General features: G+C 60.4%; 23 protein-coding genes. All 23 read right to left on the bottom strand.

Annotation, left to right across the window (positions count from 1 at the left end):
- Positions 1-74 precede the first annotated feature (74 nt).
- Complete coding sequence (locus tag KGA82_RS26890; protein WP_223453149.1) at positions 75-1,004, bottom strand: PfkB family carbohydrate kinase; 930 nt, start codon at positions 1,002-1,004, stop codon at positions 75-77.
- Positions 997-2,463, bottom strand: coding sequence for a purine-cytosine permease family protein (locus KGA82_RS26895; protein WP_008031640.1), 1,467 nt, complete (start codon positions 2,461-2,463; stop codon positions 997-999). The genes KGA82_RS26890 and KGA82_RS26895 overlap by 8 nt, the downstream gene beginning before the upstream one ends.
- 221 nt (positions 2,464-2,684) lie before the next feature.
- On the bottom strand, positions 2,685-3,683 hold the full coding sequence (locus KGA82_RS26900; protein ID WP_223453150.1) for an ADP-ribosylglycohydrolase family protein: 999 nt from the start codon (positions 3,681-3,683) through the stop codon (positions 2,685-2,687).
- Positions 3,680-4,393, bottom strand: coding sequence for a GntR family transcriptional regulator (locus tag KGA82_RS26905; RefSeq protein ID WP_032828923.1), 714 nt, complete (start codon positions 4,391-4,393; stop codon positions 3,680-3,682). The genes KGA82_RS26900 and KGA82_RS26905 overlap by 4 nt, the downstream gene beginning before the upstream one ends.
- Positions 4,394-4,608: 215 nt before the next feature.
- On the bottom strand, positions 4,609-5,577 hold the full coding sequence (araH, locus tag KGA82_RS26910; RefSeq protein WP_032828927.1) for an L-arabinose ABC transporter permease AraH: 969 nt from the start codon (positions 5,575-5,577) through the stop codon (positions 4,609-4,611).
- A gap of 12 nt (positions 5,578-5,589) precedes the next feature.
- Complete coding sequence (gene araG, locus KGA82_RS26915) at positions 5,590-7,134, bottom strand: L-arabinose ABC transporter ATP-binding protein AraG (protein ID WP_223453151.1); 1,545 nt, start codon at positions 7,132-7,134, stop codon at positions 5,590-5,592.
- 65 nt (positions 7,135-7,199) lie between these two features.
- Positions 7,200-8,204, bottom strand: coding sequence for a substrate-binding domain-containing protein (locus KGA82_RS26920; RefSeq protein WP_008031628.1), 1,005 nt, complete (start codon positions 8,202-8,204; stop codon positions 7,200-7,202).
- Positions 8,205-8,329: 125 nt separating this feature from the next.
- Positions 8,330-9,148: an SDR family oxidoreductase gene (locus KGA82_RS26925; protein WP_008031626.1), complete on the bottom strand. Its 819-nt coding sequence runs from the start codon at positions 9,146-9,148 to the stop codon at positions 8,330-8,332.
- A 199-nt stretch (positions 9,149-9,347) separates the two neighbouring features.
- Positions 9,348-10,223, bottom strand: coding sequence for an SMP-30/gluconolactonase/LRE family protein (locus KGA82_RS26930; RefSeq protein WP_223453152.1), 876 nt, complete (start codon positions 10,221-10,223; stop codon positions 9,348-9,350).
- Positions 10,224-10,360: 137 nt separating this feature from the next.
- Positions 10,361-11,077 carry a FadR/GntR family transcriptional regulator gene (locus KGA82_RS26935; protein ID WP_008031621.1) on the bottom strand — a complete coding sequence of 239 codons (717 nt, stop codon included), beginning with the start codon at positions 11,075-11,077 and terminating at the stop codon, positions 10,361-10,363.
- Between the two features lie 200 nt (positions 11,078-11,277).
- Entirely contained in the window at positions 11,278-11,838 is a 561-nt protein-coding gene (locus tag KGA82_RS26940) for a DUF1285 domain-containing protein (protein WP_223453153.1), read from the bottom strand.
- 16 nt (positions 11,839-11,854) lie between these two features.
- Positions 11,855-12,463 (bottom strand): DUF4823 domain-containing protein, encoded by a 609-nt coding sequence (locus tag KGA82_RS26945; protein ID WP_223453154.1) that lies wholly within the window; start codon positions 12,461-12,463, stop codon positions 11,855-11,857.
- A 169-nt stretch (positions 12,464-12,632) separates the two neighbouring features.
- Positions 12,633-13,601, bottom strand: a complete 969-nt coding sequence (locus KGA82_RS26950) for a GTP 3',8-cyclase MoaA (protein ID WP_008031614.1) — start codon at positions 13,599-13,601, stop codon at positions 12,633-12,635.
- A gap of 138 nt (positions 13,602-13,739) precedes the next feature.
- Positions 13,740-14,378: a TetR/AcrR family transcriptional regulator gene (locus KGA82_RS26955; RefSeq protein ID WP_008031613.1), complete on the bottom strand. Its 639-nt coding sequence runs from the start codon at positions 14,376-14,378 to the stop codon at positions 13,740-13,742.
- 342 nt (positions 14,379-14,720) lie between these two features.
- Positions 14,721-15,506, bottom strand: a complete 786-nt coding sequence (locus KGA82_RS26960) for a TatD family hydrolase (protein ID WP_008040884.1) — start codon at positions 15,504-15,506, stop codon at positions 14,721-14,723.
- Between the two features lie 15 nt (positions 15,507-15,521).
- Positions 15,522-15,878 carry a PilZ domain-containing protein gene (locus KGA82_RS26965; protein WP_223453155.1) on the bottom strand — a complete coding sequence of 119 codons (357 nt, stop codon included), beginning with the start codon at positions 15,876-15,878 and terminating at the stop codon, positions 15,522-15,524.
- Positions 15,879-15,920: 42 nt separating this feature from the next.
- Complete coding sequence (locus KGA82_RS26970) at positions 15,921-16,907, bottom strand: DNA polymerase III subunit delta' (RefSeq protein ID WP_008031605.1); 987 nt, start codon at positions 16,905-16,907, stop codon at positions 15,921-15,923.
- Positions 16,900-17,532, bottom strand: coding sequence for a dTMP kinase (gene tmk, locus KGA82_RS26975; protein WP_008040886.1), 633 nt, complete (start codon positions 17,530-17,532; stop codon positions 16,900-16,902). The genes KGA82_RS26970 and tmk overlap by 8 nt, the downstream gene beginning before the upstream one ends.
- Positions 17,533-17,551: 19 nt before the next feature.
- Complete coding sequence (gene mltG, locus KGA82_RS26980; protein WP_008040887.1) at positions 17,552-18,772, bottom strand: endolytic transglycosylase MltG; 1,221 nt, start codon at positions 18,770-18,772, stop codon at positions 17,552-17,554.
- 3 nt (positions 18,773-18,775) lie between these two features.
- Complete coding sequence (gene pabC / locus KGA82_RS26985) at positions 18,776-19,591, bottom strand: aminodeoxychorismate lyase (protein WP_223453156.1); 816 nt, start codon at positions 19,589-19,591, stop codon at positions 18,776-18,778.
- Positions 19,591-20,835 carry a beta-ketoacyl-ACP synthase II gene (gene fabF, locus KGA82_RS26990; protein ID WP_008031595.1) on the bottom strand — a complete coding sequence of 415 codons (1,245 nt, stop codon included), beginning with the start codon at positions 20,833-20,835 and terminating at the stop codon, positions 19,591-19,593. The genes pabC and fabF overlap by 1 nt, the downstream gene beginning before the upstream one ends.
- A gap of 108 nt (positions 20,836-20,943) precedes the next feature.
- Entirely contained in the window at positions 20,944-21,180 is a 237-nt protein-coding gene (acpP, locus tag KGA82_RS26995; protein WP_003175607.1) for an acyl carrier protein, read from the bottom strand.
- 191 nt (positions 21,181-21,371) lie between these two features.
- Entirely contained in the window at positions 21,372-22,115 is a 744-nt protein-coding gene (fabG, locus tag KGA82_RS27000; RefSeq protein ID WP_047526979.1) for a 3-oxoacyl-ACP reductase FabG, read from the bottom strand.
- Between the last annotated feature and the right edge of the window lie 16 nt (positions 22,116-22,131).

Genomic DNA, 22,131 nt, shown 5'->3' on the forward strand with positions numbered 1-22,131 from the left:
GCTCCTACAGGGATCGCGTGATTCCTGTAGGAGCGAGCGATGCGGCGACCCGACTTGCCCGCGAAGACGTCAGATCAGGCGCCGAACGTTTTACTGATCAACGCATCCACCTCGGCAGTCCCAGGCGAAGTCGCCGGCCCCCACCGAGTCACCGCCAGCGCCGCTGCCGCATTCGCCCGCCGCGCCGCTTCACCCGCAGACAACCCTCGCGCCAACCCGGCCACAAACACTCCGGCATGGGCATCCCCGGCGCCGTTGCTGTCCACCGCCTCAACCTTGAAACCCGGCACGTGCTGACGCTCGCCATGCTGATGAATCCAGCACCCTTGCGGACCGTCGCGGACCACCATCAACACCTTCGACGGCAGATGATCGGCCAGTCGATCCAGCGCCTCGGCAATGTCCGACGCCCCGGTAAACCGCAGCGCCTCGACGCTGTTGCTGGTCCACACATCGATGCGCGGCAACAACGCCTGCATCAACGGCGCATCGGGTGATTCCACCAGCGGGCCCGGGTCGAACACCACGTTGATCGCACTCGGCAAATCCAACACCCAATCCACCAGCGCCTGAGCCTTGCCGACATGCAGCAGGCTGTAGCCGCTGACGTAGACATAGTCGCCCGCCTGCGCCGCTACGCTGTTCAAATCCTCTGCGGACACTTCACCTTCGGCGCCGATGTAGGAAACGAAGCTACGTTCAGCCGAGGCGTCCGTGATCGCCACGCACAACCCCGTGTCTCGTTCAGCACTGTGAGCAATGCCGATGCGAATGCCTTCAGCCTTCATCGCCTCACGCGCCAGGTCGCCGAAACGACCGTTGCCGTGACGGCCCAGGTAAACCACCGGCAAGCCATTACGCTGAGCGGCGGCCATCACATTGAACCCGCCACCCGCTTCGAAACTGGCGGATTGCGCCAGTACGTCGCCGCCGGGTTGAGGCAGTTTATCCACGGCCATGACCAGGTCGATGATGACCTGGCCGGTGTGCAACATCTTAGGCATGAGCATTCTCGAGCGACGCGGCGCGGCGATCCCTGGCCCCGCCGAGTACAAAATAAATCCCGCCGGCGACCAGGAACGTCACGATCCAGCCGAGGCCGTTATGCCCCAGCCACGAGTCGGAGAGGAACCCGCGGAACCAGACGGTTTGTTCGGTGGTGCCAATGGTGGTGAAGCTGAAACCCAGCACGATCGCTAGGGCCCACGCGCCGAAAGCACGCCACTCGACGCCGCCGCGATACCAGTAGGCGCTGCTCGGGCTGACGTCCAGCAGGTCTTTGGGGCTGTAGTAATGACGATGAATCAGGTCAACGACGAAGATCCCGACCCACGCCGTGATCGGCACGGCCAGCAGCGAAATGAAGGTGATGAACGGGCCGTAGAAACTGTCGGCGATCAGCATGAAGTAAATCGAACCGGCGAAAATCGCCACGATGTCGACCACCACGGCGTAGACGCGCTTGACCTTCAGGCCGAGGGTCAGCGTGGTCAAGCCGGCGGAATACACCGACAGGTTGTTCGACAGCAGCAAGCCGCCGAACGCGGTGATCAGGTACGGCACGGCCATCCAGGTCGGCAGCATGTCGCGGATTGCGATGATCGGGTCAGTGGCCGACGCCAGGTCGTTGTTGCCCACCGACAGCAGGCCGCCGAGGGTGATCAGCAACACCAGCGGGATCCCCGCACCAAACGCGGCGGAAGCCACCAGACGTGCCGCCTTGACGCTGCGATGCTGATAACGCGACATGTCCGCGCCGGCGTTGGCCCAACCGATCCCGGTGCCGGCGGCCATGGTGCCGACGCCGATGATCATTGCGCTAAGCGGTGCAGGCGTGGCGTTGAACACGGCGCTCCAGTCGATGGTGGCGCAGAGGAAACCGCCGACCAGAATGTTCAGCGCGCCGAACACATAAGTCGCCCACTTCTGAATCACCAGCAACGTCGCGTGACCGAGGCCGGACACCGACAAGGTCAGCAGCACGAAAATCGCGATGAAGATCAGGGTCAGCACCGGCGCGCTTTTGGCTTCCACCGGCGAGCCAAACAGGATCGAGCACAGCGACAGCAACACGAACGCGGCGGTGGTGGTGTTGACGGTTTCCCAACCCAGCCGCGACATCAGCGAAACCAGGGTCGGGCCGATGTTGCCGCGTACGCCGAAGATTGCCCGCGACAGCGTCAGGCTCGGTGCGCGGCCACGGCGACCGGCGATGGAAATGATCCCGACGACGGCAAAGGAACCGGCAGCGCCGAGGATCGCGACGATGATCGCCTGCCAGATCGCCAACCCGCGAAACGCCACCAGCGTAGCGCCGAGCGGCAGACCGAGGATGGAAATGTTAGCGGCGAACCAGACCCAGAACAGCTGCAGCGGATGCCCGTTGCATTCGGCTTCCGGCACCGGCTCGATGCCTCGGGTTTCCAGTTGCCCGGCGCTTTGCCCGGCGTTCGATGAACTCATGTGAAATGCTCCTGTTGCCTTTGTTGTGGTTATGGGCAATGACGGAAGACGAAAACAACATCCCGGCTGTCCTGGCCAAGTCAGTGCGATCCATTGCGGGTGAAATATTCAATATGCGGCGCGCCCTTCGCGAGCAAGCCCGCTCCCACAGGGATCGTGCAAACCTCACGGGACACGCTGTACCTGTGGGAGCGGGCTTGCTCGCGAAGAGGCCAGTCCAGTCAACGCAAAGCCAAAAGCCCCTGCACCAACGGCTCCAACTCCAACGAGTTAACGGCTTTGACCTTATCGATCATCGCCACCGGCCAACTCTCAAGCCCCAGACAAGCCCCGAGCATGGCCCCCAGAATCGCCGCGATGGTGTCGGTGTCGCCACCCAGACCTGCGGCCATGCACAGCGCGTCGAAGGCATTTATTTCACCGATGGCCACTTGCTGCGCCAAGGCAAACGAAACCACCACTGACTCCTGCGAAGCCACCGACGTGCCGATCACGTCGTACATCAAATCCGCCAGCATCGCCTTGTCGCTGTCGACGCTGATCGTCCGCGCCCAACTGATGCGCGAGGCAATGCGTCCGCCCGCGACCCAGTGACCGTGGCTTTCCGCTTGCTGGGCGATTTGCTGGCCGAGGTTCAATGCCTCGCCAAGGTCCATGCCGTTGATGCCGGCCGAGACCACCGCCGCCACCGCCGCCGCGCTGGAAATGCCCAGCGTGGTGTTGTGGGTGACCTGGCAGGCTTGCACCACGGCGTTGATGAAACGCTCGGGATTGCGGACATCCGCCGAAATGCCGACGGGTGTGATGCGCATCGCCGCGCCGTTGGTGGTGCCGTAGCGCCCCGCTTCTTCCGGCGAATGACCGGCGAGGATCATCTCGATCGCCCGTTTGGTCGACGGCCCGAGCAAATCCTGCGAGCCCTTGGCCTGCATCGCGGCTTCCCATTCGATCAGCCGTTGCGCCAGTACCGACGGCTCGATCCTGCCCTTGCCGTCGATCAACAACTGACCGACCAGAATTGCCTGTTCGGTGTCGTCGGTGATCGAGCCTTTAGGCATGTTGGCCGCAATCGGCTGATTGGGGCCGGCGTCTTGCAGATCGGTGATTTCACCGAAACGCGCCTTGATGACGGCGCGGCTCAGCGATTGCGTCGGCATGCCCAGCGCATCGCCCAGGGCCAGTCCGTAAAACGCGCCCAGTGCACGATTGAGCGCGGTCATTGTGGGTTTCCAAATTGCAGGTGCAGGCGAAAGTGCACGGGATCGAGCAGGCTTTCGACCTGCTCCATGAAGCGGTTCTGCCGGTCGTAGGTGGTGCGCAAGGCTTTGAGGAACACCGTGCCGACCGGACGACCGAGCAGCTCGGCGTCCTCGGCGTTCAAGGGTTCGGCGCCGATCCATTGATCGCCGCGCTCGCCGATGTAGCCGTACGCGGCCAGGGTGATGGTCAGGGAATTGTCGATCAGGCCGACACGCGGCAGGCTTTCCAGGCCTCCGGTGGCGGGCATCAATGAGCGTTCGAGGGAAACCAGCTTGCCGTCGGTGGAACGACGGCGGCGGTCGAGGGTGATGAATTGGTCAGTGCCGAAACGCGGCAGCAGGTCGGGGCGAGTCACCGCCTCAAGCCGCAGCACTTCGGTATTGATCAGCGCCCCGCTGTCGGCCAGCGCCTGCGCCCAACCGCTGCGCTGATCGAGCACCACCCCGTCGAACGTGACGATGGAACCGACACCACTTTGCGTCGCGATGTAGTTGCGCCGTTTCAATTCGGCCAGGGCTTCACGCAGCGTACCTCGGCTGACTTTGAATTCTTGAGCCAACTGATGCTCGCCCGGCAACTGAAAGCCGTCCTCCATGAGGCCGCTTTCAATGCGCCGGATGAGCTCGTCGACCACCCGTTGTTTCTTGTCAAATCGTACCTGTCTAATCATGTACAAATTGATACCCGAAACGACTTGTAACAGGCAAGACATATTTAGGGGGGGGGGTGACGGAAGGATGCGGTCGCGAGGTGAATCAGGTACATCGCCTTCGCGGGCAAGCCTCGCTCCTACAGGTTATATGTCAGTCGCGTAATACGTGCCCGACACATGACCTGTAGGAGCGAGGCTTGCCCGCGAAGGGGCCAGCACAGACAACAAAAATCTCAGCGTTGTTTCAGGCGGTCGATAACCACAGCCAGTAGCAAAATCGAACCACGAATCACGTACTGATAAAACGTATCGATGTTCTTCAGGTTCATCGCATTCTCGATGATCGCCAGAATCAACACCCCGGCGATCACATGCCGGATCATGCCGATCCCGCCACTGAGCGAAACCCCGCCAAGCACACACGCCGAGATCACCGTCAGCTCGAAACCCTGGCCGATCATCGGCTGGCCGGAAGTCATCCGCGACGCCAGAATCACCCCGGCCAACGCCCCGATCACACCGTGCACGGCGAAGATGATGATCTTGGTCCGGTCAACGTTGACCCCGGCCAGCAGCGCCGCTTCCTGGTTGCCGCCGATGGCCATGGTGTTGCGCCCGTAGGTGGTGTAATTCAGCAACCAGCCGAAAAACAGGAAGCAGGCTATGGTGATCAGGATCGGCACCGGCACGCCAAACAACTGGCCGTTACCGAAGACGAAGAACGACTCCTGCGACACGCCCACCGCTTTGCCATTGGCAAAAATGTAGGCCAGACCGCGAACGATCTGCATGGTCGCCAACGTAGTGATCAATGCATTGACCCGCAGCTTGGCGATCACGATCCCGTTGATCAGCCCGACGATCAAGCCCATGAACAGTGCCGCCACCACACCGAGAAACACGCTGTCGGTGTCGCGCATCACCACCGCCGCGACCACGCCGGCACAGGCAATCACCGAGCCCACCGACAAGTCGAAATGCCCCGACGCCAGGCAATACAACATGGTGCATGCGGCAATCCCGGTGGTGGAAATCGCCAGGCCCAGACCGCGCATGTTCAGCGGCGAAAGGAAGTTGTCGATCAGTAAGGTGCAGAGCACAAAGATCCCGACGGCCGCGAGCAGCATCACCCAGTCATCGAGAAAGCGCCGCAGGTCCAGAGGTTTGCGCTGGGTGGGCAGAGCGTTGTTTTGGGTTGTCATCATAGTCACCTCTCAGTTCGCCACGCCGTCAGCACGGTGGCGCGGCAAAGCCAGTTGCAGCAGGTTGGATTCGTTGGCCTCGTCACGGGACAATTCGCCGCGCATCGCGCCTTCGCAGAGCACCAGGATGCGGTCGGAAATACCCATCACTTCCATCAGGTCGCTGGACACCACGATCACCGCGATGCCGCTTTCAGCCAGGTTATGGATGATCTGGTAAATCTCGGCCTTGGCGCCGATGTCGATGCCGCGAGTCGGTTCATCCAGAAGCAGCACTTTCATCGGCATCGACAGCCAGCGGCCGAGAATCGCCTTCTGCTGATTGCCGCCGGACAGGTACATGATTTTCTGCTCCGCGCTGGGCGTCTTCACTTTCAGCGCCTTGATCTGCTTGTCGGCGTTGCCCTTCTCCCACAGGCCGCGCAACAGGCAACCGAAGGTGGAATGGGCGCCGCGCGCGCTGATGTTGATGTTCTCGGCAACGCTGGAGAGCGGCATGATGCCCTCCTTCTTGCGGTCCTCGGGACACAGCAGAATGCCGGCGGCAATCGCATCGCGGGGTGAACGCAGTTTCAGTTCATGACCACGCAATTCCAGGCGCCCGGCGGTGTTGCGCTCAAGTCCGCTGAGCATGCGGAACAGCTCGGTTCGCCCTGCCCCCACCAGACCGAACAGCCCGAGGATCTCGCCTTTGTGCGCATCGAAACTCACCGGCTCACGCAAGCCCGGCCCGAGCAGACCGTCGACCCTCAACGCCACCGCGCCACGCTTGCGCGGGCGGTAATCGTAGATGTCCTGAATGTCGCGCCCGACCATGCACGTAACCAATTGATCATGGGTCAGCTCGCTCATGTCCTCGAAGGTGCGCACGTAGCGGCCGTCCTTGAACACCGTCACCGCGTCGCAGATGCGGAACACTTCTTCCATGCGATGGGAGACGTAAAGCACCACTTTGCCTTCGTCGCGCAGGCGCCCGATGATCGCCATCAAGCGATCGATCTCCCGCGCCGAGAGGCTGCTGGTCGGCTCGTCGAACGCGATCACATGCGCGCCACGGGACAACGCCTTGGCGATTTCCACCAGTTGCCGCTGCCCGAGGGACAGGCGCCCGACCTTCTCCTGCGGATCGATTTCATCGGCCAGGCCCTTGAGGCAGGCCAGCGCTTGTTGTCGCAGTGCGCCGCGATTGATCAGGCCGAAACTGGCGGGCAAATGACCGAGGAACAGGTTTTCCGCCACGGTCATTTCCGGCACCAGATGCAGTTCCTGATGGATCACCGCCACCTTGTTGCCAATGCTGTCGGCGGTGGACTTGAAGGCCATCGTCCGATCGCCGATCTGCAGGTCGCCGCTGTTCGGCGTGTAGGCGCCGCCGAGGATTTTCAGCAGGGTCGATTTGCCGGCGCCGTTCTCACCCATCAAGGCATGAACCTGACCCGGATGGGCGACGAAGCTGATGCCGTCCAGCGCCCTCACCCCGGGAAAGGTCTTGCCGATCCCGTTGAAGCGCAGGCTGCCGCCGACGCTGTCGTGTTGTGTCTGTACTTGCGCGTGCATAAAACACCTCATCACACAGATCAGGCAGCCCCGTCGCCAGGGCCGCCGATGAAATCAACCGCGCCTCAGTTCCAGAGGCCGATCTTTTCCAGTTCCTGCTTGAAGTTGTCGCGCGTGATCAGGGTCACGTCGTCCATGGCGGTGTACTTCGCCGGCTCTTTGCCGGTGGTGACCCACTCGAACATCATGCTGGCGGTGTTGTAACCCTCGATGTGCGGGCTTGGCAGCATCGAGCCGAAGAAGCCGCTGTTGGGCTTTTTCAGTTCGCCGATGGCGTCGGTGCCGTTGATGCCGATGCCGATCACATTAGCGGCGGCAAACCCGGCGCTCTCGGTGGCGCGTACGCCGCCCAGTACGGTGTTGTCGTTCATGCCGCCGATGATCAGGTTCTTCGCCGCGCCCGGCAGTTTCACCAGCGCCGAGTTGGTGGCGTCCATGCTGCCCGGCACGTCGAGGGTTTTCAGGGCCGAGAACAGGATGTGGTCTTTTGGCATGCCGGCGTCTTCCAGCGCTTTGACCGAACCGTCGGTGCGCTTCTTACCGGTGTCGAGTTCGTTGTAGGTGTTGATGACCGCGTAGGTGTCTTTCCAGTCCCAGTTGCGTTTTTTCGCTTCGGCGGCCATCGCCGCGCCCTGCTTCTGGCCGACTTCGAACGCCGCCATGCCGAGGTACGGAACGTCTTCCATGAACTTGCCGCTGGCATCGACGAAACGGTCATCCACGGCAATCACTTTCAAACCGTTGAGTTTGGCTTTGGCCATGATCGCCGGGCCGAGGGACACGTCCGGCGGGCAAATCACGAAGCCCTTGGCGCCGTTGGCAGCCAGGCTGTCGATGGCGGACAGGGTTTTCTCGCCGTCCGGCACGGCGATCTTGATGACCTTGAAGCCTTTCTCTTTGCCGGCCTTTTCGGCGAAGGCCCATTCGGTCTGGAACCAGGGCTCTTCCGCCTGCTTGACCAGAAAACCGATCTTCACTTCCTCGGCCGCCAGCAAGCTGCTGCTGAGGCTGACCGCGGTGACCGCCAAAGCGGCACAGCACAGGGAACGGATCCCACGACGACGATTCATAAGCTGACTCCTTGTTATTTTTTTTGAGCGTTATTTTTCAAAGCCGGTGCAAACGTTGTAGCAAATAGTCATATCGTATGATGATTGGATTTCAGGCGTAATTCCGCGCCTGAAACCCCGGTTATTCAGTCGTGGTACATCACCGAGCGCCCACCATCGATGGTGATGCACGAGGCGTTGATGAACGGTGCTTCATCGCTGGCCAGGAAGACTGCCGTCATCGCCACTTCAATCGGCTGGCCAATGCGCCGCGGCGGATGCAGATCAAAAGCGCGCTGACGTTCGGCCTGCGGGTCGGCAAAACCGTTCCAGTAATCGACGTTCAATTGGGTTTCGATGTAGCCCGGTGCAATGGCGTTGACGCGAATGCCTTTCGGCGCGTATTCGATGCCCAGTGCGCGGGTCAGGCCGAGCAAACCGTGCTTGGCCACCGGGTACGGGAAGCAGCCGGGAATGATGTGCGTGGAATGGGTCGAGGCGATGTTGATGATGCTGCCGATGCCCTGCTCGATCATTTGCGGCAACACCGCCTTGCAGCCGAACCAGGCGCCATCGAGGTCGATGGCAAAGCAGCGGCGCCAGTCTTCTTCAGTCATTTCCAACGGATCGCGGAACACGTTGACACCGGCGCAGTTGACCAGCACGTCGATGCGGCCGTGCAACTCGACGGCCCTTTTTGCCATCGCGTGCAGGTCTTGTTGATTGGATACGTCAACCTTGATCGCCTGAACATCGAAGCCTTGGGCGCGCCAATGCGCTGCGACGCTTTCGACTTTCTCGCCCTGGATGTCACTGATGATCAGCCTGGCTTGCTGGCAAGCGAAGGCCGCAACAATCGCCTCGCCGATGCCCTGAGCGGCGCCGGTCAGCAGCACGACCTTGTTTTTCAGGCGCTCGCCCTTCGGCGGTTCGGGCACCGGAGGCAGGGAGAGCGCTTCAGCCATGGATCAGCACTCCCTTTCGCGGGCACGACAAAAACCGGGCATCAGTCGATGTCCGGCCAAAAAACGTGTTGGAAAATCGCTGCATCACTTCACCTGTTTTGTTTTTTTAAGTGTGAGTGCGTGTAACTGATTGGAGCCGACTATAAACCCGACCGCCAAATAATCTCAATATATAATTTTACATCCCATATTCTGGGATTTAATCAGCAAATCTCGTACAGGCCTTTCCTGGTATATCGACTCGGATCGACAACACCGCGCCGTCCAGCGGATGGTTGAGCGGGCTCGCAGCGCTGGTGATGTAGAGGGTTTTCAGGTCGGCGCCACCGAAGACACAACTGGTCGGGCGACTGACTGGCAATTCGATGATGCGATCGACATACCCATCCGGTGTCAGCCGGATCAGGCAGCTGCCGTCCCAGCGCGCGTTCCAGATATAACCTCTGGCATCCATCGCCGAGCCGTCGGGGCCGCCACGTTGATGCGGGCCGAACCAGACCAGCGCGGGATCGAGGCCGCCGTCGGTGCGGATGAAATGCTGGTAGAGCGTGCCATCCAGGCTGTCGGCGAAGTAAAGCGTGGTGGCGTCATCGCTCCACAACAACGTGTTGGGAATGCCCAAACCGCGCAGCAGCGGCGTGACCCGGGCATCCCGGTCGATACGAAACAAGCCGCCGGAACGCCGCACAACGGGCAGGTCTTCGCCATTTTCGCCGATGTTGTTTTGCATGGTGCCGAGCCAGAGTCGCCCTTGGGCATCGCAACGGGCTTCGTTGCCGCGATTGCCCGGCTGCGGGTCGGCGACGCAGAACAAGGTCAGCCGTGGCTCAAGGCCTGGCGAATCCAGATCGAGCCGATACACGCCACTGCTCAACGTCACCAGCGCATCGCCGCTTTCGCAGGGAATGAAAGCCGACACGTGCTCGGGCATCTGCCAGATCTGCACGTTGGCACCGATCAGGCGCAGTACTTGTTTGCCGGCGATATCCACCCAATAGAGGGCTTGCGTCGGCGCATCCCAGAACGGGCCTTCGCCGAGGCGTGCCCGGTGTCCGGTGACTGCGGTCCATTCCATGAAACCTCCTGCGTTGTTCTTGTTTGTAGGAGCGAGCTTGCTCGCGATGGACGTCAACGGTAACGCGTGTCCGCTGCATAAACGCGCTGCCTTGAAGTTTTTCGCGAGCAGGCTCGCTCCTACAGGGTTCTATGTTTTTAGCCGGCTTTTTTGTCGGCCATGACTTTTGGGTAGAAGCGTTTGATGGCCAGGTCGGCGTTGTCGATCAGGGTCATGCAGGCCCACACACCGCGTGCCGCGTCGCGGGCGGCGATGGCGTCGGCCATGTCTTTGTGAATCGGCAGCGTGCGGCGCAGTTCGTCCGGATCGGCGGCGGAGACTTCAAAAGACACCGCCAGCAACGCGCCGAGGGCCGGGACCATTTGTTCGATGAATTGATTGTGGCTGGCCGCGAGGATGCACTCGTGGAAGAACTGGTCGGCGCGGTTGTAATCGATGCCGCTGTGCACCGCGCGCTCCAGCGCGTTATAAGCCTGAAGCACCGCCTGCACCTGCTCGACGGTCGCTCGCTCGCAGGCCCAGCGCACGGCCATCGGCTCGATGGTGCGGCGTAAATCGAGGAGGTCGTCGACGAAGTTTTCCGGCAGGCCGCTGCGGGACAGCCAGCCGACGACTTGCGGATCGAAGAGGTTCCAGCGCCGCACCGGCAATACCCGCGTGCCAACCTTCGGCCCGACTTCGAGCATGCCTTTGGCGACCAGGGTTTTGATGGCTTCGCGGATGACGGTGCGACTGACGCCGAGCTGCTCGCCCAGGTCGGCCTCAACCTTTAGGGTTTCGCCGGGTTTTACCTGGCCCGCCGCAATCCAGCAACCCAGCCAATCGACCGTCGATGCGTGAAAACTGCTGGACATGGGCACCTCGATGCAGGGACGGCACAATGCCGTTCGCGATGGTTGCCCACGCTAATCATCATACGATTGGGTGTCAATTTGATTTTGAAGCTGAGTAGCGAGATCGCGTAATCGTTCTTCGCGGGCAAGCCTCGCTCCTACAGGTGCCGGCGAACTCTGTAGGAGCGAGGCTTGCCCGCGAAGGCGTCAGCACTGACGACTCAAGGCTCGAGGCCGATGGGGAAGAAGATGCCGCCGCTCCATACACCGAGCCAACGCTGCCCATCGATTTCACGAGTCACCGCCAGCTCCACCAATTGGTAAAACACATTGCGATGAATCAGCGCTTCGAGATTGGAGCGCACATGCACGTAAGGCGCAGGCTCTTGTGTCACCGGATCAATCACCACGCGGATCGCATGGTCGGCACCGGCCTCGGCGGTTTCATCCACATGGGTAGTGAAGCGCAAGACCTGGGCTTCACCCTCGCCTTCAACATCCACGGCAATCGCCACGAACGGAGCATCGTCAACCTTGATGCCGACTTTCTCGACCGGGGTGATGAGGAAATAATCATCGCCGTCGCGGCGAATGATGGTGGAGAACAGTTTGACCATCGGCTTGCGCCCGATCGGCGTGCCCAGGTAATACCAGGTGCCGTCGCGGGCGATGCGCATGTCGATGTCGCCGCAGAAGTCGGGGTTCCACAAGTGGACCGGTGGCAAGCCTTGGGTCTTGGGGATTTGCCCCAACAGGTCGTTGGCTTTTTGCGGGCCACTCATGGCGTTCTCCTTGGAATTACTGGTCGCCGAGCCCCAGCAGGCTGCGCGCGTATTGCCGCAGCGGCGGGCCCATCAGGTCTTCTGGCTTTTTGTCGTAGAACGTCAGTAAACCGCCACGACTCTTGATACGTGCAGTATCAATCAAATACTGGGTGCTGGTCTCGATCAACATGATCTGAATCACGCCGGAGTCGATACCCAGACGATCCACGGCTTCCTGGTCGAGCCATTCGTCCGTGTTGCCGATACGGTCGTCAGACTTGGCGAAACGGGTGTAGAGCAGGTAATGCGCACCGACCGCACGGGCTTCGCCCATGGCCTGCTCGAGGCCTTCCGGCGTGTGTGCGCGGCGGACCATCGGGAAGTATTCGATAAAACCGTCGAAGGCGACTTCGGCAATCACGTTAGGTCGCGGGTAGACCGCACTGCCCGGCGGCACAAAGGCGCCTTGGGCGATATAGACGAACGAATCCGGCTGAATGCGCAGGTTGTTCACGCGGCGGCTGTCGCTGTGGTCAAGCAGCCCCACGTCGCTCATGTGGTAGCGAGCTTCTTCAGCCATATCGCTGACATTCATGCAGCCACCAAGCGCCAAAACGGCCAGCAGCAAAACCAGGCTACGCATCCTACCCTCCAGAGGCCGGTGACGGAAAACCGGCGAATGGCCATGGGATGCAGCTTCCGCGCCAGCTCCAGAACGTCGTTGCCTGTTCGAACGCATTCGCGGGCAAGCCTCGCTCCTACAGGTTAACGCCGATCTTGTAGGAGCGAGGCTTGCCCGCGAAGAGGCCGGTTCAGCCGCCGATAATCTTCATGACGGTCGCACCACCGGAAAACGCCACCTCCTGCTTGTCACCCAAGGCCTTCACCAGGAGTCGCTGCAAAGCCGGCAATGCCTGGTGACGAGGTTTATCCAGCAGATCGCCGACATAGTGACGATTGCTCGACGACAGGCAGCCATGCAGCCACCCGGTTGAAGACAGGCGCAGCCGCGAACAGGTTCGGCAGAACGGAACACTTTCGTTGGCGATTACCCCGAAATAGCCCTGCCCCGGAATTTCATAGCGCACCGCCGTGGCGTCAACCGGAGCATCGGCCTGGAGATACTCATAGCGATCACCGATCAGGCTCAACAGCTGTTGCAGGCTGACGAATTGTTGCAGGAATGCGTTGTTGTCGTTGGCCAGGTGGCCCATGCGCATCAGTTCGATGAAGCGCAGTTCATAGCCACGCTCCAGGCAATAATCGAGCAGCGGCATGACTTGATCGAGGTTCTGCCCGCGCAGCGGCACCATGTTGACCTTGATCTTCATGCCAGCGGCGCTGGCCTGGTCCATGCCATCGAGCACAGTCGCCAGATCGCCGCCGCGAGCAATGCTGCGGAATGCACCGGCATCCAGGGTATCGAGGGAAACGTTGATGCGACGAATGCCGGCATCGACCAGCAGGGGCAGTTTTTTCGCCAGCAATTGACCATTGGTGGTCAGGCTGATGTCTTGCAGGCCCATCTGCCCGACGGCGGTCATGAAGGCTTCGAGTTTGGGGCTGACCAACGGCTCACCGCCGGTGATGCGCAGCCGTTCGATCCCCGCCGCCTCGATCAAGTAGGCAACGCCGCGTGCCATGGCTTCGGCCGACAGTTCATCCTGCGCAGCAACCAGCCGCTTGCCGTTAGGCACGCAATAGGTACACGCGTAATTGCAGGCGGAGGTCAGGCTGATTCGCAGATTACGAAAACGCCTGCCTTGACGGTCAACGATCATGGTCACTCCGGCACAAGGAATTCGGACGACGTAAAACTTGACTCACAAATCAAGTTTTAGCAAGTCCCATGCCTGAGTATATTACTGAGGTACTGCGCCATATAGCGAAATCATGGCGCAATAAGGCAACTGAATGACTCAGCTACTCGGCGTGTCGGTGTCGCGCTTGCGCTTGTTGCCCATGCGCACGCCGATGTCCATCAGGAACTGGAAGAAGCCTTCCTGATCTTCCAGCACATTGCTCCAGAACGGCGAGTGATACAGCGCCACGGCGCCGTGCACCAGCGCCCAGGATGCGCAGTAATGGAAGTAAGGCGGCACGTCTTCGAGCTTGCCTTCGCTGATCCGGCCCTTGATCAGCAGGGTCAGGCGTTCGAAGTTCGAGGCGCGAATCTTGTGCAGCTCCTCGATCATCTCCGGCACCTGATTGCCCTTGACCACCTTTTCTTCCAGGCGATCGAACAAGCGGTAACGTTGCGGATCGCGCATGCGGAATTCGAAGTAGGCCCGGGACAGCGCTTCCTTGTCCTTGTCGACATCGGCCGAATGCAACAGCTCGTTCAAATCACGCTCGTAATCGAGCATCAGGCGCAGGTAGATCTCCGCCTTGGATTTGAAGTGCTTGTAGATTGTGCCTTTGCCGATACCGACGGCATCAGCAATCATCTCGACGGTGACACTGTCTTCACCTTGGTCGAGGAACAGCTTGAGCGCGGTATCGAGAATTTCTTGCTCGCGGCGACGAAATTCACGGACCTTACGAGGTTCTTTATGCATAAGAAAAGGTCTGTCGGGGTCAAAATTCGAAGCCGCGTATTATGCCTAACTTGCGGCAAAATGCACGGATCATCCTTCCATATCTGTGTTTCTAGATGAATTCTGTCAGCACCAGCTTTTAATGAGAACTCTTCCGAAGCGCCTGTATTCCAAAATTGTTTAAAAACCTGGGCCGGTAAACTGGACTCAGCGCAATACTGATCAATACTTCAACTGTCGGCGGGGCATCTCCCCCAAGTGCCGCGTCGATATTGGTACCAACGGACCGCGTACCATTGTTTTACTCCTAATGGTCTTAACCCGGATTCACCCCCCAGAACCCGGGTTTTTTTTGCCTGCGATTTAACCTTTCACATGCGCCAGCGGGAACAGTCGCTTGAAGTTCTCGGTCGTCTGCGCGGCAAATCGCTCGTAGGATTCACCGCGTAACATTGCCAGAAACTCTGCCACTTCCCGCACATATTGCGGCAGGTTCGGCTTGCCGCGATAAGGGATCGGCGCCAGGTACGGCGAGTCGGTTTCCACCAGCAATCGGTCGGCAGGCACTTTACTGGCCACGTCACGCAGCGCATCGGCGTTGCGGAAAGTGACGATGCCAGACAAGGAAATGTAATAACCCATGTCCAGCGCCGCTTTGGCCATGTCCCAATCTTCGGTAAAGCAATGCAAAACACCGGCCTGGGGCAAAGCAGCTTCGCGCAGCAGGTTCAGCGTGTCCGCCCGGGCACCGCGCGTGTGAATGATCACCGGTTTGCCGGTCTGCTGCGCGGCTTGCAGGTGCAAGCGAAACGACTCCTGCTGCAACTCCGCCGCTTCAGGTTCGTAGTGATAATCCAGGCCGGTTTCACCAATCGCGACCACACGCGGGTGATTGAGCTCCTGCAGTAGCCAGTCCAGTGCTGGCGCAGCGCCCGGTTGCACGTCCAGCGGGTGCACGCCGACCGAACAGTCGACATCGTCATAACGTTCGGCCAGGGCTTTGACGTCGGCGGCGTTGTCGACGCTGACGCCGATACACAGAAAGTGCCCTACCCCGCGCTGGCGAGCCGCGTCGAGTGCTGCATCCAGCGAGCCGTCATGGGCGGCGAGGTCAAGGCGATCAAGGTGACAATGGGAATCTACGAGCATAAAAAGGGCTGCAACTTACATCGTATGAGTGGGACGGTCGGACTTCAGGGCTCCGGCCAGGTGGGTTTCGATTCGACTGCGCGCGGTGTCGTCACCGTCGTTGAACTGTACGCCGACGCCAGCGGCCCGGTTGCCTTGCGCGCCTTTGGGGGTGATCCAGGCAACCTTGCCGGCGACCGGAATTTTCTCCGGCTCGTCCATCAGGTTCAGCAGCATGAATACCTCATCGCCCAACTTGTAGCTCTTGTTGGTCGGGATGAACAGGCCACCGTTCTTGATGAAGGGCATGTAGGCCGCGTAGAGCACGGAGTTGTCCTTGATGGTCAGGGACAAAATGCCGTTGCGCGGCCCCGGATTGACGACTTCATTCATGCTGACCTCCGCTGCTGATGTTCAGAGGATAGGCCCAGTCGGTCACTTCTGGGTAGGCAATGACGCCCATTGCACCAGCAGCGCTTCAAGCAACAGCACCCGATTGAGGTTGGCCTTGCTCATGACTTTCTGGCGCTGGGCGAGGATCCAGTCCTGAATGTTCAGGACTTTGTCCTGAGCGCTTTTCTGCGCCAGATATTGAATCACCTTGCGCATATCGGCCAATCCCAGCCCGTCTTCATCCTGAGTCAGCTGATACCGCAGGATCAGGCTCGACCAGTCGCAGAACCAGTCAAACAGCAACAACAGCGGAATCGCGTTCCAGCCTTCGGCCAGTTGTGTCGGCGATTGCTGTTGCTTGAGCAACTTCTTCACACCGTCGACCACCAGCGCCCGCTGTTCGCGCACACCCTGGGCCTGCAAATTCACCGCCGCCAGCGGTGAGCCGGCGGCCAGGGTCAGCAGCTCGACGCGCTCTTCTTCCGAGCTGTCCGGTAACGCCTTGGCCAGCCACGCAAGGCTCATGGCCTCGCTTGGCAGTGGACAGGCTTGCTGCACGCAGCGGCTTTTGATGGTGGGCAACAGTCGACTGGTCTGGTGACTGACCAGTAACAGCACCGTATCGCCGGACGGCTCTTCAAGGCTTTTGAGCAAGGCGTTAGCGGCGTTGATGTTCATCGACTCGACCGGCTCGATCAACACTACTTTGCGCCCGCCCATCTGCGCGGTCTGGACCACGAAGCTGACCAGCTCACGGACCTGATCGACCTTGATCGCCTTGTCGGCTTCTTCCGGTTCGAGGATGTAGTTGTCAGGGTGGCTGCCCGCTTTGAGCAGCAGGCAGGATTTACATTCGCCGCAAGCGTCCTGTGCGGTCGGGCGCTGGCACAGCAGGCTGGCCATCAGGCGCTCGGCCAGCGCTCGCTTGCCGATCCCGGCCGGGCCGTGCAGCAGATAGGCGTGCGCATGTTGTTTGCGACCTGCCAACTGCTGCCAGAGGCTGTCCTGCCACGGATAGGCTTCAGCCACGGGTCAACTCCAGCAGACGCGGCAACAAGGCGTCCAGCGACTGTTGAACCTGCGCCAGCGGCTGGGCGGCGTCGACCAGCACATATCGTGCCGGGTCGGCTTTAGCGCGCTTGAGGAACGCACTGCGCACCGCATCGAAAAACGTCCGGCCTTCGAGTTCGAAGCGATCCAGGCGACCGCGAGCGCTGGCGCGGGCCAGACCCACTTCCACCGGCAGATCGAAAATCAGCGTCAGGTCCGGGCGCAGCTCGCCCTGAACGAAGCTTTCCAGCGTAGCGATGCGTTCCAGCGACAAACCGCGACCGCCGCCCTGATAGGCGTAGGTCGAATCGGTAAAACGATCGCACAACACCACCGCGCCACGGGCCAGCGCCGGGCGGATCACGCCGGCCAGGTGCTGGGCGCGCGCGGCAAACACCAGCAACAGCTCGGTGTCGGGGTCCATGGCCTCCTCGACCGGCGCCAACAGCACCTCGCGGATCTTCTCGGCCAAAGGCGTGCCGCCCGGCTCGCGGGTCAGCACCACTTCGATACCGGCGGCGCGCAGGCGCTCGGCGAGGTATTCGCGATTGGTACTCTTGCCGGCGCCTTCGGGGCCTTCCAGGGTAATAAACAAGCCAGTCACAGGCAGTCCTTAGTCAGAATCATTGCGGGCTTTGCGGCGCGGTTGCATCCGATTCGGGCGCGGGTGCAGCAGCGGGCTCTTTAGCAGGTTCTTGAGTCGTTTCTTGAGCCGGCTCTGGCGGCGTCACTGGCGCCAACGCCTCCGGGGCCGGGTCAGGCGAAGCCGCCGGGATCGGAGCCTGCTCATTCGTCGCCTCTGGCGCGGTGACCGGCGCCGGGCTGGAGCGGTAATCGGCGCGACGCTTGAGCTGAAATTCACGCACTGCGCTGTTGTGAGCATCCAGATCATCGGAGAACACGTGGCTGCCATCGCCGCGCGCGACAAAATACAGGCTGTTGCCGGCCACCGGGTTGAGTGCCGCATGGATCGCTTCGCGACCGACCATCGCAATCGGCGTCGGCGGCAGGCCGCTAATCACGTAGGTGTTGTAAGGGGTCGCTTCCTTGAGATGGGCGCGGGTCAACTTGCCGTTGTAGCGATCACCGAGGCCGTAGATCACAGTTGGATCGGTCTGCAACAGCATGCCCATTTCCATGCGCCGCACGAACACGCCAGCAATCTGGCCACGCTCTTGCGGTACGCCGGTTTCCTTTTCCACCAGCGAGGCCATGATCAGCGCCTGGTAGGGTTCGGTGTACGGCACGTCAGCCGCGCGCTGCCCCCATTCCTTGGCCAGGACTTCGTCGAGGCGGTCGTAGGCTTTTTTCAGCAGCTCGACGTCCGTCATGCCACGCACGAAACGGTAGGTGTCCGGGAAGAATCGTCCTTCCGGGAAGATCCCGGCGTGACCGAGCTTGTCCATCACTTCGCTATCACTCAAGCCGTTCAGCGTCTGCTCAAGTTTTTCATCCTTGGCCAGCGCAGCACGCACTTGATGGAAATTCCAGCCTTCGACCAGCGTCAGGCTGTACTGCACCATTTCCCCGCGCTTCCACAGGTCGATCAGGTTTTCCACCGTCATGCCGGGCTGCATGCGGTACTCACCTTTGTGCAACGGTTGCCCGGCCAGGTTGAAGCGCCAGTACACACGCAACCAGAAAGCGTCCTTGATGACGCCATCGGCTTCGAGTCGATAGAAAGTGCGGGTGGGTGTCGTGCCTTTGGGCACTTCCAGGAGTTGTTCCTGGGTAATGTTCAGCGGCTGTTCCAGCGCCGAATGAATCTTCCAGGCCGAAGCGCCCAGACACAGCCCTGCCAGAACCAGTCCGGTTTCCAGCAGCAGCAAGAATTTACGTCTCACGTATCAAGCATCCAGTAGCGCGCGGGCAATGGTTTGGAGTTTACGGGTGAGCGGCCCAACCGGCCAGCTCAGAGCTGCATAGGCGCGCACCGGCCAAACGCCATACACGCTGTTGCAGATAAAGACCTCATCAGCCCATTGCAGCTGTTCGAGGGTGATGTCGGTGATTTGCGTGGGAATCCCCAGCGACTCGGCTTGAAACAATAATTCGGCGCGCATCACACCGGCCACGCCGCAGCGCTTGAGATCGGCAGTGATCAACACGCCATCGCGGACCAGGAACAGATTGCTGAATACACCTTCGATCACCCGCCCGGCCTGATCGAGCATCAAGCCTTCGGCATGCTCGGTGTCTTGCCATTCGGAACGGGCGATGACTTGCTCAAGACGGTTCAGGTGTTTGAGCCCGGCGAGCAAGGGTTGCCTGGACAGTCGTGTGGTGCAAGGAAACAGGCGAACGCCCTGCTCCGCATGTACAGCAGGATAAGCGGCAGGCGGGTTGCCCTGAAGAATGCGTCGGGCCTGGGCCGCAGGATCGGGTGCGTAACCGCGCAGGCTGTCGCCGCGGGTGAGGATGAGTTTGAGCACGCCCTCGCCCAGTGCTGCGGCGTAGGCCAGCAGCTCGCTGCGGATCAGCACGTGATCGACCGTGATCGCCAGGCGTGAACAGCCTTGCGCCAGACGCGACAGATGCCGGTCCAGCAACAGCGGCTGCCCGTTCCGCACGGCAATGGTCTCGAACAGACCATCACCGTAAGCCAGGCCGCGATCCTTCAGCGACAGAGCGTCAGCCGGCTGACCGTCGACCCAGCTGTCCATCAGTCAGCGAACCGGCGGAACACCAGCGAGCCGTTGGTACCGCCAAACCCGAAGGAGTTGGACAGGACCACATCGATGTCCATGTTGCGCGCGGTGTGCGGCACGAAGTCCAGGTCGCAGCCTTCGTCCGGCTCGTCGAGGTTGATGGTCGGCGGTGCCACCTGGCTATTGATCGCCAGCACACTGAAGATCGCCTCGACTGCGCCCGCCGCACCCAACAGGTGACCGGTCATGGACTTGGTCGAGCTGACCGCCAGCTTGTAGGCGTGATCGCCGAACACCGACTTGATCGCGCAAGCTTCGGCAAGGTCGCCGGCCGAAGTCGACGTACCGTGGGCGTTGATGTACTGGACTTGATCGCTATTGATCTTCGCATCGCGCAGGGCGTTGGAAATGCAACGAGCAGCACCCGCACCGTCAGCCGGCGGCGACGTCATGTGGTAGGCATCGCCACTGGTGCCAAAGCCGATCAGCTCGGCGTAGATGGTTGCGCCGCGAGCCTTGGCGTGTTCCAGCTCTTCAAGCACCAGCGCACCGGCACCGTCGGACAGGACGAAGCCGTCACGGCCCTTGTCCCATGGACGGCTGGCGCGGGTCGGCTCGTCGTTGCGGGTCGACAGCGCGCGGGAGGCACCGAAGCCACCCATGCCCAGACCGCAAGCCGCCATCTCGGCGCCGCCGGCAATCATCACGTCGGCTTCGTCGTACATGATGTTGCGGGCTGCCATGCCGATGCAGTGCGTACCGGTGGTGCACGCGGTGGCGATGGCGTAGTTAGGTCCCTGTGCACCCAGGTGGATCGACAGGAAACCGGAAATCATATTGATGATCGAGCCAGGCACGAAAAACGGAGAGATCCGTCGTGGGCCGGAATCATGCAGCGTGCGGCTGGTTTCTTCGATATTGGTCAGACCGCCAATACCCGAACCCATGGCCACGCCGATGCGCTCACGGTTGGCATCGGTGACTTCAAGACCGGCGTTACGCACCGCCTGAAAACCTGCGGCCAGACCGTACTGAATGAACAGGTCGAGCTTGCGAGCTTCCTTGACCGACAGGTATTCCTCGACATTGAAGCCCTTTACCGAGCCGCCAAAACGGGTGGAATAGGCAGAAAGGTCGGTGTGTTCGATCAGACCAATGCCACTACGGCCAGCCAGAATGCCCTGCCAACTGCTCGGCACATCCGTGCCCAGTGGCGACAACATACCCATACCGGTGACTACGACGCGTCTACGCGACACAGCACTCTCCTTTTTCAAATGACGACTTTGCATCAGGCCTAAAGAAAAAACCGCACGCCATGATGGCAGTGCGGTTTTTCCATGACAGCAAGCAACGATTACAAACTATTACGCCTGGTGGCTAGTAACGTAGTCGATTGCAGCTTGTACAGTAGTGATCTTCTCAGCTTCTTCGTCAGGGATTTCGGTCTCGAATTCCTCTTCCAGAGCCATCACCAGCTCAACGGTGTCAAGGGAGTCGGCACCCAGGTCTTCAACGAAGGAAGCAGTGTTGACCACTTCTTCTTCTTTAACGCCCAGTTGCTCAGCAACGATTTTCTTGACGCGCTCTTCGATGGTGCTCATACCTTGTTTTCACTCCTAATGGACAAATTCAGGCAGCTGGCCAGTGGGTAAGTGTATAGAAAGACTTTTCAGTTTTTCAACTGAAAGCTTCACTCCTCAAACCCCGTGACCCTCTGCCTATAAAAAGATTGCAGCTTTATAACGGATTTTAGACAGCTCGTATGACATTTTTTTGAAGCAACCCGTCACATTTAACTCATGTACATCCCGCCGTTCACCGGGATTGTAGCCCCAGTAACGTAAGCCGCACCGTCGGATGCAAGAAAAGCGACCACAGACGCGATCTCTTGAGCTTGCCCCAGACGACCCAGCGGAATTTGCGCCTGCAAGGCTTCACGCTGTGCCTCGGGCAGTTCGCGGGTCATATCGGTGTCGATGAACCCAGGGGCCACCGAGTTTACCGTAATCGAACGCGAACCGACTTCACGCGCCAGGGCACGACTGAAACCTTCCAGACCTGCCTTGGCGGCAGCGTAGTTTACTTGGCCTGCGTTGCCCATGGCACCCACAACCGAGCCAATACTGATAATTCGTCCCCAACGGGCTTTGGTCATACCGCGCAGAACGCCCTTGGACAGGCGGAACAGACTGTTCAGGTTGGTATCGACGACGTCATGCCACTCGTCGTCTTTCATGCGCATCATCAGGTTATCGCGGGTGATGCCGGCATTGTTGACCAGGATCGCCGGCGCACCGAACTGCTCCTGGATGCTCGCCAGCACAGCGGCAACGGATTCGTCGCTGGTGACATTCAGTTCCAGGCCAGTGCCTTGAATACCGTTTTCTTTCAGGGTAGCGGCGATGCGCTCGGCACCCGAGGCGGATGTCGCGGTGCCCACAACAATGGCGCCCTGACGACCCAGTTCCAGGGCGATGGCCTGGCCGATACCGCGGCTCGCACCGGTGACCAGTGCAACTTTACCTTGCAGACTCATGCAAGCTTCTCCTGAT

It is taken from the genome of Pseudomonas sp. BF-RE-22, from assembly GCF_019956155.1.
GTDB lineage: Bacteria > Pseudomonadota > Gammaproteobacteria > Pseudomonadales > Pseudomonadaceae > Aquipseudomonas > Aquipseudomonas migulae.